The organism is Janthinobacterium rivuli (genome assembly GCF_029690045.1).
Taxonomy (GTDB): Bacteria; Pseudomonadota; Gammaproteobacteria; order Burkholderiales; family Burkholderiaceae_D; genus Janthinobacterium; species Janthinobacterium rivuli.
Genome location: NZ_CP121464.1, coordinates 1,806,866 through 1,823,080, shown reverse-complemented (window position 1 = coordinate 1,823,080; position 16,215 = coordinate 1,806,866). Strand labels below are relative to the sequence as shown.

Sequence of the window (16,215 nt, the reverse complement as noted above, 5' to 3'; positions counted from 1 at the left end):
CTAGCCCAACAAGATACAATCGGAACTTTATTCACACATGAAGGAATATGACATGACCGCTTTTGACGCCACCTCCAAGCGGCTGCAAAACATCCGCACGCGCATGCCAGGCTTCCCCATGGAACTGATGCGTTTATTGCGCATGACGTACCACATTCAAAAAGGCATGAAGGACCTGACCAACGCCGCGCTGAAAAAGCACGACCTGGTCGATGCCAGCTACATGGTGCTGGCCGTGCTGTACGGCACGGACGATGAAACCTCGAACGCCTGCACCCTGGGCATGGCCTGCCATGAAAAGCCGGCCAACCTGACGCGCGTGTGCAACGACCTGGAAACGCGCGGCCTGATCCACCGTGGCACGCGCCCCGGCGACCGCCGCTCGGTGATGATTTCGCTGACCGACAAGGGCCGCGCGCTGATCGAAACGGCGCTGCCCGACGTGTACCAGGAAACCTCGGCCCTGTACGAAGGGTTCACGGAAGAAGAGCTGCAAGTGCTCGACAAGCTGTACATGCGCCAGCTGCGCAATTTGAACAATCTCAACAACCAGAACTGATAGCCTATCGATGACGCCAGCCACAGCAACAACATCTACGCACGGCCCCCTGAGCCGGGCGGCCCACTGGCTGGCGCTGGCGCTGCAGGACTGGCGCGCGACGGAAGGCGAACGCTGGATCTACGTCGGCAAGACCCTCATCGCCGCATTCTGCGCCCTGTGGCTGGCCTACCGCCTGGGCCTCGATTCGCCCAGCACGGCGATGACCACCACCATCATCCTGGCCCTGCCCAGCAGCGGCATGGTGCTGGAAAAAAGCTTTTACCGCCTGTGCGGCACCCTGCTCGGATGCACGGCCGCGCTGACCCTGATCGGCCTGTTCCCGCAGCAGCCCGTGCTGCTGTTCGCCGGCCTGGCCCTGTGGGTGGGCCTGTGCACGAGCGGCTCGGCCCTGCACCGCAACGCCCAGTCGTATGTGTACGTGCTGGCCGGCTACACGGCCTGCATGATCGTCTTGCCCGCCATCGAGCAGCCGATGCAGGTGTTCTCGCTGGCCGTCACGCGCGTGGCTGAAGTGAGCCTGGGCATCATCTGCTCGGCCGCCGTCTCCAGCGTGCTGCTGCCACGCCACCAGGGCACGCAGGTGATGCGCACGGTGCAGGCGCGCTACGGCAAATTCCTCACCTTTTGCCAGGACGTGCTGCAGCAAAAGCTCACGCCGGCGCAGGTGGAACTGACGCATCTGCAGTTTGCCGCCGACGTGGCGGCGCTGGAACTGGGCCGCTCGGCCGCCCTGTTCGAAGTCACCAGCAAAGTGAGCCACGTGCGCGCGCAAAACCGCAAGCTGCACGCCTTCAACGCCACCTTCATGACGGCGCTGACCACCTTCTACACCTTCCACCGCCTGTTCGACCGGCTGCAGCGCGATGGCGAAACCCAGGTCATGCAGGCCTGCGCGCCCCTGTACGCCATCGTCGCCGAAGCGCTGCAAACGACGCCGTCGCAAGACTCGCTCGACACCATGCAGCGGCATCTGCAAACGGCGCTGGGCCAGGCCCGCGCGGACATCGACGGCGCGGCCATCGCGCATGCGCAGCGCATCGATTTCGACACCGTGTGCGAACTGCTCGAACGCTTCGCGCGCGACATCAGCCGCTTTCACGAAGTGTATTTCAGCCTCGTGCACGACACGCCGCTGGACGTGAGCACGCCGCAGGCGTATGCGCCGAAGACGCCGCCCGCGCTGGTGCTCGCCAGCGGCGCGCGCGCCGGCATCAGCCTGGCCCTGCTGGCGCTGGGCGCCTATTTCCTCGCCTGGCCCTACGCCAGCACGGCGATGCTGATGGCGGCCGTGTTCTGCGCGCTGGCCTCCTCCTCGCCGCGCCCCATCCTGATGATCCGGCAAGTGCTGGCAGGCTTCCTCATCGCCATGCCGCTGTCGCTCGTCTGCGTGTATTTCGTGCTGGTGCACGGCGACGGCTTCCCCATGCTGGTGCTCAGTTTTGCGCCGTTTCTGGCCGTCGGCCTGTACCTGATGACGAATCCGGCCAAGCTGGGCGTGGGCCTGGGCGTGTCGACCTTCATCACGCAGATGGCGCCGACGAATGTGATGCACGTCGATGGCGCGGCCTTTTTGAACACGGGCATGGCACTGATCGTCGGACTGATGCTGGCCGCCCTCGTATTTGCCGTGCTGCTGCCCGAGCACACGATGGGCCACAAGGACCACATCGGCCGTGCCCTGTGGCGCGAAGCGCTGCATGCGTGCACGGCGCCCGCACGCCGAGTAAAACACCGCTTCGACAACCGCGTGCGCGACTTGCTCAGCCAGCTCAATGCGGCGGCCGGACCGGCGCCGGGCGAAGCCACGCGCGCCGTCGTGCGCCAGGCCCTGACCCTGCTGGAAATCGGCCATTCCGTGATCGAATTGCGCGAACTGATTGCCACGGCCCGGCCAGGCGCCACACGCCACGCGCTGCAGCAATGCGTGGATCACATCGCCGCCTGGCTGCGCACGCGCAGCGACCCCGCACTGCAGGCGGCCCTGGCGGCCACCCTGCAGGCGGGCGCCGTCGTGCGCGCGGCCCAGACGGAAGCCGATGCGACCGGCGAGCGCAGCGCGCGCCTGCAGACGGCGCTGGCCGACCTGCATTCGATCTACACCTCATTACTCGACCATATGGCGCCTGGCGCCGGAGACCACCATGCCGCGTGAATTCGCCCTGTTCGGAATTCTGATTCCTACCCTGCTGCCCCTGTTCCTACTCGGCATAGCCCTGCAAACCCTGCTTGACCGCGTGCTGGGCTGGCTGGGCGTGTACCGCATGGTGTGGCATCCGTCGCTGGCGCGGCTGTGCATCTTCATCGCCATCTTCGGCGCGCTGGCGCTATCGCTTTACAAATAGCTAGACAAATAAAAAAACTGTTCAACCCCATCAAGGAAAGGCTGCCACCATGGTAAGCAAACTGACCCGCTATGCAATCACCGTGCTGCTATTGGCCGCAGCCCTGTGGACAGGCAAGACCGTCTGGGATCGCTACATGGAGTCGCCGTGGACGCGCGACGGCCGCATCAAGGCCGACATCGTCAACATCAGCGCCGACGTGGCCGGCACCGTCACGGAAGTGCTGGTGCGCGACAATCAGGTGGTGCAGAAGGGAGATATCCTGTTCGTCGTCGACAAGGAACGCTATGCGAGCGCACTGGCGCAGGCCGACGCCGTGCTGGCCGCGCAAAAAACGGAGCAGGGTCGCCGCGGCAAGGAAGCGCAGCGCCGCGCAGGCCTGGACGCCAGCATCATCTCGACGGAAAGCCGCGAAAGCGCGGCCTTTGCCGCCAGCTCGGCCTCGTCGCAAGTGCAGGCCGCCGTGGCCGCCCGCGCGCTGGCGCAATTGAACCTGGAGCGCACCACCGTGCGCGCCCCCGTCAGCGGCTACGTGACGAACCTGAACGTGCACAAGGGCGATTTCGCCGCCGTCGGCGCGGCCAAGCTGGCCGTCATCGACAGCGCCTCGTACTACGTGGTCGGCTACTTCGAAGAGACCAAGCTGGGCATGCTGGCGCAGGACGACAAGGCGGAAATGAACCTGATGAGCGGCGGCACCCTGCATGGCCACATCGAAAGCATCGCGCGCGGCATCACGGACCGCGACGCCGCCACGGGCCGCGAATTGCTGGCCGACGTCAACCCCACCTTCAACTGGGTGCGTCTGGCGCAGCGCGTGCCCGTGCGCATCCACATCGACGAGCAGCCGAAGGGGCAATTGCTGGTGGCCGGCACCACGTGCACCGTGGTGATCACGCCGCATTCGGCAGCGGCGCCGAAGCCAGCAGCGACCGCGCACCCCGCATGAGCCGCGGCGGCGCCGGGCGCCTGGCGGAAATCGCCCTGTTCCTCGACGCCGCGGCGCTGGGCAGCTTTTCCGCGGCCGGCCGCAAGCACGGCCTGTCGCCGGCCGCCGCCAGCGCCGCCATCGCGCGCCTGGAAACGGCGCTGGGCGCCACCCTGTTCGAACGCACCACGCGCCAGCTGCGCCTGACGGATGAAGGTGTGCACTACCGCCGCTACAGCGAACAGGCGCTGGACTTGCTGGCGCAGGCCGAAGACGGCTTGCATGCGGGCGACGGCGCCGTGCGCGGCCTGGTGCGCATCTCGGCGCCGTCCGACATCGGCCGCCAGTTGCTGCTGCCGATGCTCGACCGCTTTGCCGCGCTGCACCCGCAGGTGCGCCATGCGCTGACCCTGACGGACGCCACGGCCGACCTGGTGCAGGACGACGTCGACCTGGCCATCCGCTACGGCGAGCTGCCCGACAGCGACATGGTGGCGCGCCTGCTGCACCCGGGCAGGCGCGTCGTGTGCGTGGCGCCCGCGCTGGCCGCCAGGGTCGGCTTGCCGGCCGCGCCGCGCGACCTGGCGTCGCTACCGACGCTGGTGCTCATGGCCGGCGACGGCGCGCCGCAGGAATGGCGCTACCGCGAAAATGGCAAGCGCCACGGCCTGCGCCTGCAGGGCGGCTGGCACAGCAACGATGGCGAAATCATCCGCCGCTGGGCCGTGGCCGGCCATGGCTATGCCTACAAATCCCTGCTCGACATCAGCGACGACCTGCGCGCGGGGCGCCTGCAGACGGTGCTCGACGATTACTTTGCCGATAGCGTCCCCCTGAACCTGCTGTACCGGCGCAGCCGCTTCCAGGCGCCGCGCATCGCCCTGCTGGCCGAGTTCCTGCTGCAGCAGTTCGCCGCGCTGCAAGTCTGACGGCCGCCCTTACTGCGCCAGCACGCCCAGCTGGCGCAGCAGGGTCAGATTATCTTCCAGGTGCCAGTTGTCGCTGATGCGCCCCAGCGCGTTCACGCGGTACAAATCGAACGCATGGAAATCGATGGCTTGCCCCTGGCCGCGCAGCTCGCCCTGCGGCGTGGGGAAGACGCCGGTGAAATGGCCCGTGAAATGCAGGCGCAGGCTGACCCGGTCGCCGGCCACCAGCATCTCCTCGATGGCGACTTTCAAGTCCGGCACGGCCGCATGGAACACTTGCGAGGCCTGCAGCGGGCCGGCCAGTCCCTGCGGACGGCCGGCGGGCAAGGTGCGGTCAATAAAATCGTCGGCCAGCGCCAGACGCGCCAGGGCAGGATCGCCGCTCTGCCAGAACGCGGCGTAGCGGCGCGCGGCCAGCGCCGTTGTATCCGTGGAGGTGGCGCCGGACAGGTGGGCCGGCATGGGCAAATCCATGGCGGCATGGGCTGGCGCGGCGCCCAGCAGCGACAGGGCCAGGAGGGCGGGGGCAAAAACGGAGGCGGAAGCAGATACGGGCATGATGAATCCAGGTTGGTTGATCGGCGTGCACATGGCACACCGCCATTCTGGACTCGCTTGCCCTGCTTGATAATTGGCCCCGCGCTTGAATCAGTCGCTCGCGAGATTTGAAAATGAGTTGAAAATCAGCGCCCGCCCGCCACGTCGAGGATGCTGCCCGTCACATAGGTCGCGCCCGGTCCCAGCAGGTACAAAATGGCGTCGGCGATTTCTTCCGGCTGGCCGCCCCGCTGCATCGGCACGCCGGGCGCCAGGCGCGCCACCCTTCCCGGCTCGCCGCCGGAAGCGTGGATCTCCGTATGGATGATGCCGGGCCGCACGCCGTTGACGCGGATGCCTTCGGCCGCCACTTCCTTCGCCAGGCCGAGGGTCAGGGTATCGACGGCGCCTTTCGAAGCCGCGTAATCGATGTATTCGTTCGGGGAGCCGATGCGCGCGGCCGCCGACGAGACATTCACGATGCGTCCGCCCTGCCCGCCATGGGCCGTCGACATGCGCCGCACGGCCTGCTGGCAGCACAGGAAATAACTGATCACGTTGGTGCGCAGCACGCGTTCCAGGCGCTGCGCGGAAATGTCGGTCAGCCGGCATTTCTGCTCCAGCACGCCCACATTGTTGACCAGCGCCGTGAGTGTCCCCAGGCGCGCATCGATTTCGCCGAACAAGCGCGCCACGTGCGCTTCGTCGCTGACGTCGGCTTGCACGGCGATGGCCTCGCCCCCGTCGGCCACGATGCGCGCGCACAGCGCCTCGGCCGCCTGCGCATCGCGCACATAGTTAATGCACACGGCATAGCCCTGGCGCGCCGCCAGCAGCGCCGTCGCCGCACCGATGCCGCGGCTGCTACCGGTAATCAAGATCACTTCCTTCATTGTCCCTCCTGAATAGTTGTGGCTTCATCATACGCGGACGAAAAAAAACCCGCGCGCGGCGGGTTTTCATGCTGACGCCTTCAATTTCGGAAATGCGTCATGGCGTAGCTCAGATGCTGCCACCAGTGCTCGCGCGACCGCACGGACGCCAGGCATTTCGCGTCGACCTCGTTCTTGAATGCGGGGTCCACGCAAGCCTTGGTGACCAGCGCATTGCGCTGGTTTTCCACGCTGACGACGGTGATCGCCAGCCACGCCACGAGGGCCAGGGCCAGCGCGCACAGGGTCCAGGGCAGCTGTTTCATGATGCGCTCCGCTTACTTCTTCGCCGGCGCCGGGGCGCGCTCTTTCAGCACGCGCGCCACCAGTTCATCCATCACGCGCAGGGTCGCTGTCTGGGTTTGCGGCTCGGACTGGCCCGGACGCGACAACTGCGCCGGCGATGTGACGAAGCGGCCATCGATGACGATGGTCGGCGCGCTGTCGATCTTGCTGGCGGTGATCAGCTGTTCGTTGCGTTTCAGCTTGGTCTGCACGCCGAAGGAATTGAACATGTCCAGGTATTTCGCCTTGTCGATGCCGTTCTTGACCAGCAGGTCGAGGATGGCGTCATCGCGGTTCAGGCGGTTGCGCTCGACGTGGATGGCGCGGAAGATCTTGTCGTGGAACTGGTCCAGCTGGCCCATCGCTTCCAGGGTGGCATAGGCGTGCGCCTGCGAGTCTTTCGGGCCGGTGGCAGCCAGGTGGACGCGGCGGAAGGCGATCTTGTCGCCCTGCTTCTTGACCCAGTCGTGCATCAGCGGATCGAGCGCGTAGCAATGCGGGCACGAATACATGAAGTACTCGACCACTTCCACCTTCTTGCCCGTGTCCGTACGCACTGGCGTCGCGAGCGTGGTAAAGCCGGTATCGGCCGCCATGGCGCCGCCTGTGGCCGCCACCAGGGTGACGGCGGCAAGCAGGGGACGCAAGAAACGCAGAAAACGCATAATAATCCTTCATCATAAAGTGGTCGTGAACGGGGCGAGATTACCACTTTTTGCGCCGGGCGATGAGGCCCGGGCGGAAAAAAGCCGTGTTTATCGCCCCGCTTTGCGCCCGCTTAAGCCGCATTTAAGCCCCGCTGCGCCTGCGCCTCAAAAATGGTAGCGCGCCGACACGCGCAGCTGGCGCGCGTCGTTGAGGTAAATGCTGGAACGGCAGCCCGGTGCATCGCCATAATGGCGGCGGTTGGCCAGGTTGCTGCCGGCCAGTTCCAGCTCCCAGGCGCCCAGCTTGCGCGCATAGCGCCCGTCCACGGTGGCAAACGCGGGCACTTGCGCCAGGCAGCTGCCGGCGAAATCGGGGCCATAGCGCAGCGCGCGCAGCCACTGCACGCCCACGTCGCCACTGGCGCCGCCCTGCCCCGTCCAGTACAGGCGCAGGCTGGCCAGAGTCTTGGGCACGAGGGCGATGTCCGGCCCGTCGTAGGCGTAATCGTCATAGCGCGCATGCACTTGCCGCAGTTGCCCGTCGAGGCGCCAGTCGCGCGCCAGCGCCATGCTGGCCTCGATGGCGATGCCGTCGCGGCGCGAGGGGTCGAGGTTGCCCGCAAAGCCCAGCTGGCCCAGGTTCTGGTCGAAGACGATCTGGTTGCTCAGGCGCTCGCTGAAGACGCGCACGGAAGCGCTGCGGGCCGCGTCGCCGACGGTGGCGCCCACTTCCATGTCGCGCCGCAGCTGGCCCGCCAGGGGGCGGTAGCCGGCGCGGGTATAGCCGTCGTCGTCGATGCGGTAGCTGCGCGCGGCCTTGGCGTACACGCTCAGTTGCGGACGCAATTGCAGGCTGCCCTGCACGTCCCAGGCATTCTGGTTTTCCCAGTCGCTGCCGCCGGCGGGCAGGTCGGCCGGATCGAGCTGGAACTGTTCATGCCGCAGTCCCAGCAGCAGGCGCGGCGCATACGGGCCACCGAAGGCCAGCTCCTCGCGCAGCAGCAGCGCGCGCGAAATCTGGCGCCGGCGCGCATCGCCATCGCGGCCCGAGCGCCGCTGCCACTGCATCAGGTCCAGGCCCACTTCCGTATCCGTGCCCACGCCGCCCACCTTGCCGTAATGGCGCAGGCGCGGCGCCAGCTGCCGGCGACGGCTGCTGTAGGTCGATTCGCTGCTGCCGTCCTCACCCGCATAGTGGGCCGTGGCGCGTTTTTCCCGCTGCGACAGTTCCACGCCCAGCTCGAACTTGCCGACATAACGCTGCACGAAAGCGCTGGCGCGCCGCACCTCATAGCGGTACAGGTCTTCGGGACGGGCCGCCAGCAAGGCGAGGAACGGCGCCTCGGGCGCGGGATAGCGGGTGTCCTGGTTCAGCTGGTCGGCGCTGAAGCCGAAGCGGCCCTGGCGCGCCTTCCATTCCGCGCCGCCGGTGAAGCCGCGCTGGTGAAACACGCTGCCATCGCGGTAATTGCCATTGCGCAGAGCGTCGACGGCCGCATCGAGCGTCATGCCGCCCTGCTCGCGCGACAGGGCGCCGCGCACGCTGTGCTGGCCGCCCTGCCCCAGTTCGGCGGACACGTCGCCATGCGTGACGCCGGCCGCGCCAGCATCCACGCCAGCCACACCTTCCTGCGCGCACGCCGGCATGGCCAGGGCGCACAGCAGCAAGGCGCGCGTGGCGATGGTCAGGACGGGAGGGGCAGGCATCATGGCGGCAGGCTTGAGGCGTCACCGCGGCGCGGGTGCGCGCAGGCGGAACGGAGGGATGGCAAAAGCGAATCATTATACGCACGGCGCGCGGCGCCGCAAGCGCCAGCCCGGTGGTACTTTCCTTATGCCAATATTTTATTGGTGATTTGGCATTTTTGTAGGTATATTAAGCTGCGCCCGGCGATCCTGGGCGCAGCCGACTGCATTTAAAAATCAACAATAAGAAGTCACTGTGGGAGTCACGCATGGAAAGTCGTAGCACAACGCGCCAGGGGCCGCCAAGTCCCCGCGGCACGCGCCGCAGCATTGGTTTTTTCCCCATCTCGGGCAAGCTCAAAGCCCTCTCCATCGCCGCCCTGCTGCTGGCCGGCCTTGCCCTGCAGGCCGACCTGTTCGCGCAGCCTGGCCAAGGCAAGCCAGCCAGCGCGCCCTTGCCGCTGGCGCCATCGGCCGACGGCATCGCCCTGGCGTCGCCGCACGCGTCGGCCGTCAGCACGCCCAGCGCCAGCAACGCCTGGGGCGGCGCGCGCACGGGCGCGCAAGCGACCCTGTCGGACCGCGTGGTCGACTACCAGATCGAAGCGACGCTCGATCCCGTCAAGCACACCATCGACGGCCAGCAGAAACTGCGCTGGCGCAACCGCAGCGCGCAAGCCGTCAGCAGCGTCTACCTGCACCTGTACCTGAACGCCTTCGAAGGCGAACATTCGACCTTCTTCACCGAAAAGCGCAAGCTCGATACTGGCTTCCGCTCGGGCGTCGACACGCGCGACGGCGAGTGGGGCTACATCGAACTGCGCAGCATGACGCAGAACGGCGCCAAGGCGCCCTGGCATTTCGTCCAGCCCGACAACGGCCCGGCCACCGACCGCACCGTCGTGCGCGTCGACTTGCCGCAAGCCGTCGCGCCGGGCGCCGAGACGACGCTCGACATCCGCTTCTTCGACCAGCTGCCGCGCGTCATCGCGCGCACCGGCTATTTCGGCAGCTTCCACCTGGTCGGCCAGTGGTTCCCGAAGATCGCCGTGCTGGAACTGCCCGGCGAACGGGGCGCCACCGCGCCGCGCTGGAACGCGCATGAATTCCACCTCAATTCGGAGTTCTACGCCGATTTCGGCCACTACGACGTGAAGCTGACCGTGCCCAAGGAGTACACGGTGGGCGCCACGGGCGAGCTGCAAGGCGCGCCGCAGGAAAAGAACGGCATGCTCACGCATCACTATGTGCAGGGCGACGTGCACGATTTCGCCTGGACGGCCGACAAGCACAGCGCCCAGCCGCTGACGGGCAGCTGGAGCGGCCCTGGCAGCCCGCCGGTGGCCATCAAGGTGCTGTACCCGCCAGAATATGCGTCGAACGCGGCGCCCGCGCTGCAGGCGGCCAAGGATTCGCTCACGTATTTCTCGCGCACCCTGGGCCCGTATCCGTACAAGACGCTGACGGTGGTGATTCCGCCGTTTAACGCGGCCGAAGCGGGCGGCATGGAGTACCCGACCTTCATCACGGCGTCGAGCTACGCCAACCTGCAGCCGAAGACCATTCCCGAATTCGGCCTCGATTTCGTCACCATCCATGAATTCGGCCATGGCTATTTCTACGGCATCCTGGCATCGAACGAATTCGAGGAACCGATCCTCGACGAAGGCTTGAACGAGTACTGGGACCAGCGCATGCTGCGCGCGCGCGACCAGCACATCCACGCCACCACGCCCCTGCTCAAGCGCCTGGGCTTCGATCCCGTCTTCAAGGTCTTCGAATTCGAGCGCATGGCCGCACCGCGCCAGGATGCGGCCGATCCGCTGGGCCAGAACGCGTGGGACCGCCTGCAGGGCGTAGGCCCCGTCTACAGCCGCACGGCCATCACCATGCGCGACCTGGAAGCGCGCATCGGCAGCGAGGCCATGGAACGGGGCTTCAAGGCCTATTACGAACAGTGGAAATTCCGCCATCCGAGCGTGGCCGACCTGCGTGAAACGCTGGCCGAGGCGACGGGCCAGCGGCGCATCGTGGAGCAGGTCTTCGCGCAGCAAGTGTATGCCAGCGCGAACATCGACGACCGCATCGGCACCTTCACCAGCGAAGAGCAGACGCCGCTGGCCGGCACGGCGCTGGTGAACGGCAAACGCGTGGAACATACGGCCGACACGCTGGAAAAAGAGGAGAAAAAAGTGCGCGAGGCGTGGGACAAGGCGCACCCTGACGCCAAGCCCGGCACCGGGCCGTATCCGTATCTCACCAGCGTGGTCCTGCGCCGCCGCGGCGCGCCCGTGCCGCAGGTGCTGCTGGTGAAGTTCGCCGACGGCACGTCCGAACGCGTGGTGTGGGACAACGAGCAGCTGTGGCAGCGCTACACCTGGAGCAAGCCCGTGAAGGCCGTCTCGGCCGAACTGGACCCGGACCGCGTGCACTACCTCGACGTCAACAAGCTCGATGACGGCCGCACCCTGAAAGCCGACAAATCCGCCGCGCGGCGCTGGAGCTTCGACCTTGCCGCCGCCTTCCAATACCTCCTTTCCCTGATTGCCATCGTATGAGCGCCACTTCCACGACACGGGCCAGCGGCCTGACACTGACCACGCGCGCCAGCCGCGCCGCCCTGCAATGGCGCTTGCTGCTGCTGTGGGCCGGCCTGCTGCTGGTCCCCGCCATCCTTGCCGTCATTCCCCTGTGGCGCACCTTGAGCGCCAGCCTCGATAACGCCGTGCATGCGGCGGCCCTGGCGCACAAGCTCGACCTGATGACCCTGGCCGACCTGGTCGCCAATGCGGGGCGCAACGGCGCCGCCATCAGCCAGGCCGCCATCACCGGCATCGTGCTGGCCCTGCTGCTGTCGCCGCTGCTGAGCGGCCTGGTGGTGACGGCCGCACGCGCGCCGGCGCCACTCGGTTTCGGTCCCCTGCTGACGGGCGCCTTCAGCGAATACGGCCGCATGCTGCGCATGCTGTTGTGGAGCATCGTGCCGCTGGGCCTGGCGCTGACGATCGGCGCCGGCGCGCTGAAACTGGCCGACAAGCACGCGGCGAAAGCCATCCTGGAAGCCGATGCCGACCTGGCCCGCCACCTGGCCTTGCTGTTCGCGGGCGTGCTGTTCCTGCTGGCCTGCGCCACGCTCGACGCCGGCCGCGCGGCGCTGGCCGTCGACCGCCGCCGCACCTCGGCCGTCAAGGCCTGGTGGCGGGGCCTCGGCATGCTGCGCCGGCGTCCGCTGGCCAGCCTGGCCATCTACCTCGTCATTACCTTGCTGGGACTGGCGCTGTATGCGCTGCTGGGCGTGGCGCGCCTGAACCTGGCCGCGCCCGGTCCGCTGGCCATCGTGGCCGGCTTGCTGGTGACGCAGCTGGCGGCGCTGGCGCTGGCGTGGATGCGCAGCGCGCGCCTGTTCGCGCTGATCGACGTCAAGCGCTCGCTCGCGTAATCAAGTCCCCAGGCGCCCTTCATCGGCGAGAAAGTCGATGAAGGTGCGCACTTTCGAGGACAGGTAGCGGCGGCTCGTGTAGACGGCGTACACCTTGCCGCCCGCCAGCTTGAAATCATCGAAAAGGCGCACCAGCCGCCCCGCCGCCAGGTCGGCATCCGTCTGCCACGACGGCAGCAGCGCGATGCCCATGCCGTCGAGCGCGGCCGCGTGCAGCAGGCTTTCGTTATTGCATTGCAACACGGGCGAAAACTTCACCCTCTCGCGCCCTTGCGCCCCATCGAAATCCAGTTCATTACCGTTTGCCAGCAAGGAATAACTGATCATGGCGTGTTGCGCCAGGTCTTGCGGCAGCTGCGGGTGGCCCGCGCGCGCCAGGTAGGCGGGTGCGGCCACCAGGTGAAAGGCGATGCTGCCGATGGGCCGCGCGATCAGGGTTGGCGACGGCGCCTGGCTGACGCGCAGGGCCAGGTCGAAACCCTCTTCCACCAGGTTCACCACACGCCCGCTGAGGTCGATGTCGAACGTCACTTCCGGGAAGCGTTCGCGGTAGGCGGCCAGGGTGCGCGTAAAGATGGCGTTGGCGAACCAGACGGGCGCGCTCAGGCGCAGCATGCCGCGTGGCACCACCGTCGTGCGGCCCACGGTCGCTTCCACCTCGTCGAGATTGTCGAGCATGTCGCGGCACTGTTCAAAATACACCTTGCCGATTTCCGTCAGGCTCAGGTGGCGGCTGCTGCGGTTCAGCAGGCGCGCCCCCAGGTGGCGCTCCAGGTGCATCACGTGCTTGCTGACCATGGCCGGCGATACATCCAGGCGCTCGCTGGCGCGCACGAAACTGTCCAGCTCCACCACGGCGCGAAACACGCGCATGCTGCGCAAGGTATCCATGACGATCCGATCATCAACAAAATGGAAATGATACATCAATAATTTCAATCTTGATCAACTGACCGCGCATGACTATCATCGGTAGCATCAGCCATTCCACTCCGGAGCCGCCATGCAAGAGCACACCTTCCCTACTTACTTCCTGTCGCACGGCGGCGGCCCGTGGCCGTTCATGAAAGACCAGTTCGGCGACCGCTACGACGTGCTCGAAGCATCCTTGCAGGATATCCCACGCCAGATCGGCGCGCGGCCGAAGGCCGTGCTGGTGGTCACGGCGCACTGGGAAGGGCCGCAGTTCCTCGTCTCGGCCAGCCCCCGGCCAGGCATGATCTACGATTATTCGGGCTTTCCGCCGCACACCTATCAAATCCAGTACCCGGCGCCCGGCGCGCCGGAACTGGCGGCGCAGGTCAAACAGTTGCTGGACGCGGCTGGACATCCGGCGCGCCTCGACCACGAGCGCGGTTTCGACCATGGCACCTTCAGCGCCCTGTTCCCCATCTACCCGCAGGCCGACATGCCGCTGGTACAGCTGTCGCTGAAACACGGCTACGACCCGCTCACGCACATCGAGGTGGGCCGCGCGCTGGCCAGCCTGCGCCGGCAAGGCGTGCTGATACTGGGCAGCGGCCTGTCTTACCATAACCTGCGCCAGTTCGGCCAGGCGGGCGCCGTCGCCTCGCACCAGTTCGACGCCTGGCTGCGTCAGGCGATGGCCCTGCCGCCGGAACAAAGATTGGAGCAATTGCTGGCCTGGGACAGAGCACCGGGCGCGCGCCAGGCCCATCCGCAGGAAGACCATCTGCTGCCGCTGATGGTGGCGCTCGGCGCGGCCGAACAGGAAACGGCGCAGGTGGTGTATCACGAGGAGGATTTTTTTGGAGCGCTGGCGGTGACGAGTTTCCGGTTTGGCTAAGGCGGCAACATAAACCCGCACAGCGAAAATGCCGGGGTCAGACCCTCAGGGTCCGACCCCAGTCGTCGCTGTTGGGTTAAAAAAAGCCGCTAACAAGCGGCTTTTAGTTCATTACGTGCCGCGCTTGCCGCGCGCCGCATTCTTCGCCTTCTCGGCGGCAATCTCCGCCGCCTTGGCCGCTTTTTCCGCCATCTCGGCCGCGTGCTGGGCCAGCAGGGCCGCGCGCGTGTCCGGCGTTTCCAGAGAGATACGTCCGAGGATGCCGCTGCGGTAATCGAGCAGCAGGGTGTGCGACGCTTTCTCGAAATCGTAGTCGCCGCCCTTGATGCGGAAACCGCGCTTGGCGGCGATGCCCTCGACCACGCCGATGGCGTCGACTTCATCGACCTTGGTGCCGTAGCGGGTTGCCAGCAAGTCCGGGTAGCGCTTGAGCAATTCCTCGGCCAGGAACACGGCCACTTCCTCTTCGATCAGCGCGTTCGAGCCGATGGCGTGGCTGGCCGCCAGCATCAGGCCGTCGCTGGGGATGGCGATCTTCGGCCACAGCATGCCGGGGGTGTCGACGAGGATGGTGTTCTTGTCCAGGTACAGCTTTTGCTGCATCTTTGTAACAGCCGGCTCGTCGCCCACCTTGGCCACGCGCTTTTTCAGCAGCGCGTTCATCAGGGTCGACTTGCCCACGTTGGGGATGCCCATGATCATGATGCGCAGCGGCTTCGTCGGCACGCCGCGGTGCGGCGCCAGCGATTTGGCCAGATCCGGAATGCGCGCCACGTCGCCCGGCTTCTTGGTCGTCATCGCATACGCGGTCACGCCTTCCTGGGCATTGAAATACGCCACCCAGGCGGCGGTGGCGGCAGGGTCGGCCAGGTCGGTCTTGTTGAGGATTTTCAGGCAAGGGCGCTGGCGGAACAGGCGCAGCTCGTCCACCATGGGATTGCAGCTGGCTGCCGGCAGGCGCGCGTCCACCACTTCAATCACCAGATCGGTGTTTTCCATGGTCTCGGCCGCTTTCTTGCGGGCCGCGTTCATGTGTCCTGGGTACCATTGTATCGCCATGCTCTTGCTTTCAAAATCGTTCGGTCAATCCGCTATTTTACGTGGTTGCCGCCACGACGTCCCATTTTCCGCCGCCAACGCCAGCCGTGCGACATGAACGAGACAATTGGTGATAATTTGGCAGTTACCTGAATGATAAGATCTGCAATCCGTCCAGCCTGACCGGTTCCCCATCGCAAGCTTAACCTGACACGCATTCCATGCACTTTTCCCGCTTTTGCCTCCTCGCCTCCCTTTACGCCTGCCTGCTGCCCGCCATGGCCCAGGAAAAACCGGCGGCGCCGGGCGAGGCGGTGAATCAGGAAATGCAGCAGATCGTCGACGTGCAAGGCACGCGCGATCCCGACCTGCGCCCCTACCGCACCATGCTCAGGGGACTCGACGCGTATGCCGACCACCAGCGCCTGGCGCCAGCCGCGCCGCTGCGCTTCATGCTGATACCCGCCACGCCCCAGGCCAGGCTCGATGGCGTGACCCTGCACCTGTCAGCCGACAACCTGTCGATCCCCGTGCCGCTGGCGGCGGATGGCGGTTTCACTTTGTCGCGCGACAAGACCGCCTACGATGCGAATGCCGACCTGGTCAGCAACAAGAAGCGCGACACCTTGCGCTGGCGCGCCGACATCCACACGCCGGGCTTGCCGCAGAACGTGCGCCGCCTGGGCGACTTGCGCCTGGAATGCGAAATCCGCTGGGCCGTCGAGCAGGACGAATTGTCCTTTGTACGGCGCAACCTGTTCCGCCTGGCGGGCGGACCGTGCCACTCGTCGCTGATCCACGTGCCGTTTCCCGTGGCCCGCAAGCTGCTTGCCGTGCAGGCGCGCTCGGGCGAGCGCACCCTGGACATCCGCCTCACGCAAGACCGCCAGCGCTACGTGCCGCCGCTGCATGACGTGAACTGGGACGACGATACCCTGCTGACCCTGACGTACGCCGACGAGGGCAAGATGGCTGGAGCCGCTCCGGCAGCGCCCTTGCAGACAATGCAGCATCAGTGAGACGCGCCCGGGAAGCCAGGTCAAATATTTCCACATGGATTTTTATATTTACTGAAAGAAACAA

16 protein-coding genes are annotated in these 16,215 nt (G+C 66.2%); 9 read left to right on the top strand and 7 right to left on the bottom strand.

The genetic code is table 11. The features are described from left to right. Window positions 1-52 precede the first annotated feature (52 nt). Genes P9875_RS08290 through P9875_RS08270 form a run of 5 tightly spaced genes read left to right on the top strand, consistent with a single transcriptional unit; the run spans window position 53 to window position 4,761 of the window. Window positions 53-559: a MarR family winged helix-turn-helix transcriptional regulator gene (locus P9875_RS08290; protein ID WP_046682655.1), complete on the top strand. Its 507-nt coding sequence runs from the start codon at window positions 53-55 to the stop codon at window positions 557-559. A gap of 10 nt (window positions 560-569) precedes the next feature. Next, a complete protein-coding gene (locus P9875_RS08285; protein ID WP_257626503.1) occupies window positions 570-2,714 on the top strand; it encodes an FUSC family protein in 2,145 nt (714 codons plus the stop codon). Further along, window positions 2,704-2,904: a DUF1656 domain-containing protein gene (locus P9875_RS08280; protein WP_278318088.1), complete on the top strand. Its 201-nt coding sequence runs from the start codon at window positions 2,704-2,706 to the stop codon at window positions 2,902-2,904. The genes P9875_RS08285 and P9875_RS08280 overlap by 11 nt, the downstream gene beginning before the upstream one ends. 49 nt (window positions 2,905-2,953) lie before the next feature. Next, a complete protein-coding gene (locus P9875_RS08275; protein ID WP_099400981.1) occupies window positions 2,954-3,853 on the top strand; it encodes an efflux RND transporter periplasmic adaptor subunit in 900 nt (299 codons plus the stop codon). After that, a complete protein-coding gene (locus tag P9875_RS08270; protein ID WP_278318087.1) occupies window positions 3,784-4,761 on the top strand; it encodes a LysR substrate-binding domain-containing protein in 978 nt (325 codons plus the stop codon). Before P9875_RS08275 ends, P9875_RS08270 begins: the two co-directional genes overlap by 70 nt. 9 nt (window positions 4,762-4,770) lie before the next feature. On the opposite strand, the gene P9875_RS08265 is transcribed toward P9875_RS08270, so the two are convergent. From P9875_RS08265 to P9875_RS08245, 5 genes are all read right to left on the bottom strand, one after another. Next, window positions 4,771-5,319, bottom strand: coding sequence for an ester cyclase (locus P9875_RS08265; RefSeq protein ID WP_278318086.1), 549 nt, complete (start codon window positions 5,317-5,319; stop codon window positions 4,771-4,773). 125 nt (window positions 5,320-5,444) lie between these two features. After that, entirely contained in the window at window positions 5,445-6,191 is a 747-nt protein-coding gene (locus P9875_RS08260; protein ID WP_278318085.1) for an SDR family oxidoreductase, read from the bottom strand. 80 nt (window positions 6,192-6,271) lie between these two features. After that, window positions 6,272-6,496, bottom strand: a complete 225-nt coding sequence (locus P9875_RS08255) for a hypothetical protein (RefSeq protein ID WP_278318084.1) — start codon at window positions 6,494-6,496, stop codon at window positions 6,272-6,274. Window positions 6,497-6,508: 12 nt separating this feature from the next. Continuing rightward, entirely contained in the window at window positions 6,509-7,180 is a 672-nt protein-coding gene (locus tag P9875_RS08250; RefSeq protein ID WP_278318083.1) for a thiol:disulfide interchange protein DsbA/DsbL, read from the bottom strand. A 147-nt stretch (window positions 7,181-7,327) separates the two neighbouring features. Next, the gene (locus tag P9875_RS08245; RefSeq protein ID WP_278318082.1) at window positions 7,328-8,872 is read right to left on the bottom strand and encodes a TonB-dependent receptor domain-containing protein; all 1,545 of its coding nucleotides are present in this window, start codon (window positions 8,870-8,872) and stop codon (window positions 7,328-7,330) included. Between the two features lie 245 nt (window positions 8,873-9,117). On the opposite strand from P9875_RS08245, the gene P9875_RS08240 reads away from it, so the two are divergent. Then, window positions 9,118-11,406: a M1 family metallopeptidase gene (locus P9875_RS08240; RefSeq protein WP_278318081.1), complete on the top strand. Its 2,289-nt coding sequence runs from the start codon at window positions 9,118-9,120 to the stop codon at window positions 11,404-11,406. Continuing rightward, window positions 11,403-12,287 carry a hypothetical protein gene (locus P9875_RS08235; RefSeq protein WP_278318080.1) on the top strand — a complete coding sequence of 295 codons (885 nt, stop codon included), beginning with the start codon at window positions 11,403-11,405 and terminating at the stop codon, window positions 12,285-12,287. Before P9875_RS08240 ends, P9875_RS08235 begins: the two co-directional genes overlap by 4 nt. Here the strand turns inward: P9875_RS08235 and P9875_RS08230 are convergent, their stop codons facing one another. Further along, window positions 12,288-13,178, bottom strand: coding sequence for a LysR family transcriptional regulator (locus P9875_RS08230; protein WP_278318079.1), 891 nt, complete (start codon window positions 13,176-13,178; stop codon window positions 12,288-12,290). Window positions 13,179-13,290: 112 nt separating this feature from the next. Here P9875_RS08230 and P9875_RS08225 point away from each other — a divergent pair, with 112 nt between their 5' ends. Further along, window positions 13,291-14,094: a DODA-type extradiol aromatic ring-opening family dioxygenase gene (locus P9875_RS08225; protein ID WP_278318078.1), complete on the top strand. Its 804-nt coding sequence runs from the start codon at window positions 13,291-13,293 to the stop codon at window positions 14,092-14,094. A gap of 111 nt (window positions 14,095-14,205) precedes the next feature. Here P9875_RS08225 and ylqF read toward each other — a convergent pair whose 3' ends face one another. Next, complete coding sequence (gene ylqF, locus P9875_RS08220; RefSeq protein ID WP_035825692.1) at window positions 14,206-15,126, bottom strand: ribosome biogenesis GTPase YlqF; 921 nt, start codon at window positions 15,124-15,126, stop codon at window positions 14,206-14,208. 227 nt (window positions 15,127-15,353) lie between these two features. On the opposite strand from ylqF, the gene P9875_RS08215 reads away from it, so the two are divergent. After that, complete coding sequence (locus tag P9875_RS08215; protein WP_219313117.1) at window positions 15,354-16,151, top strand: hypothetical protein; 798 nt, start codon at window positions 15,354-15,356, stop codon at window positions 16,149-16,151. Window positions 16,152-16,215: the final 64 nt, after the last annotated feature.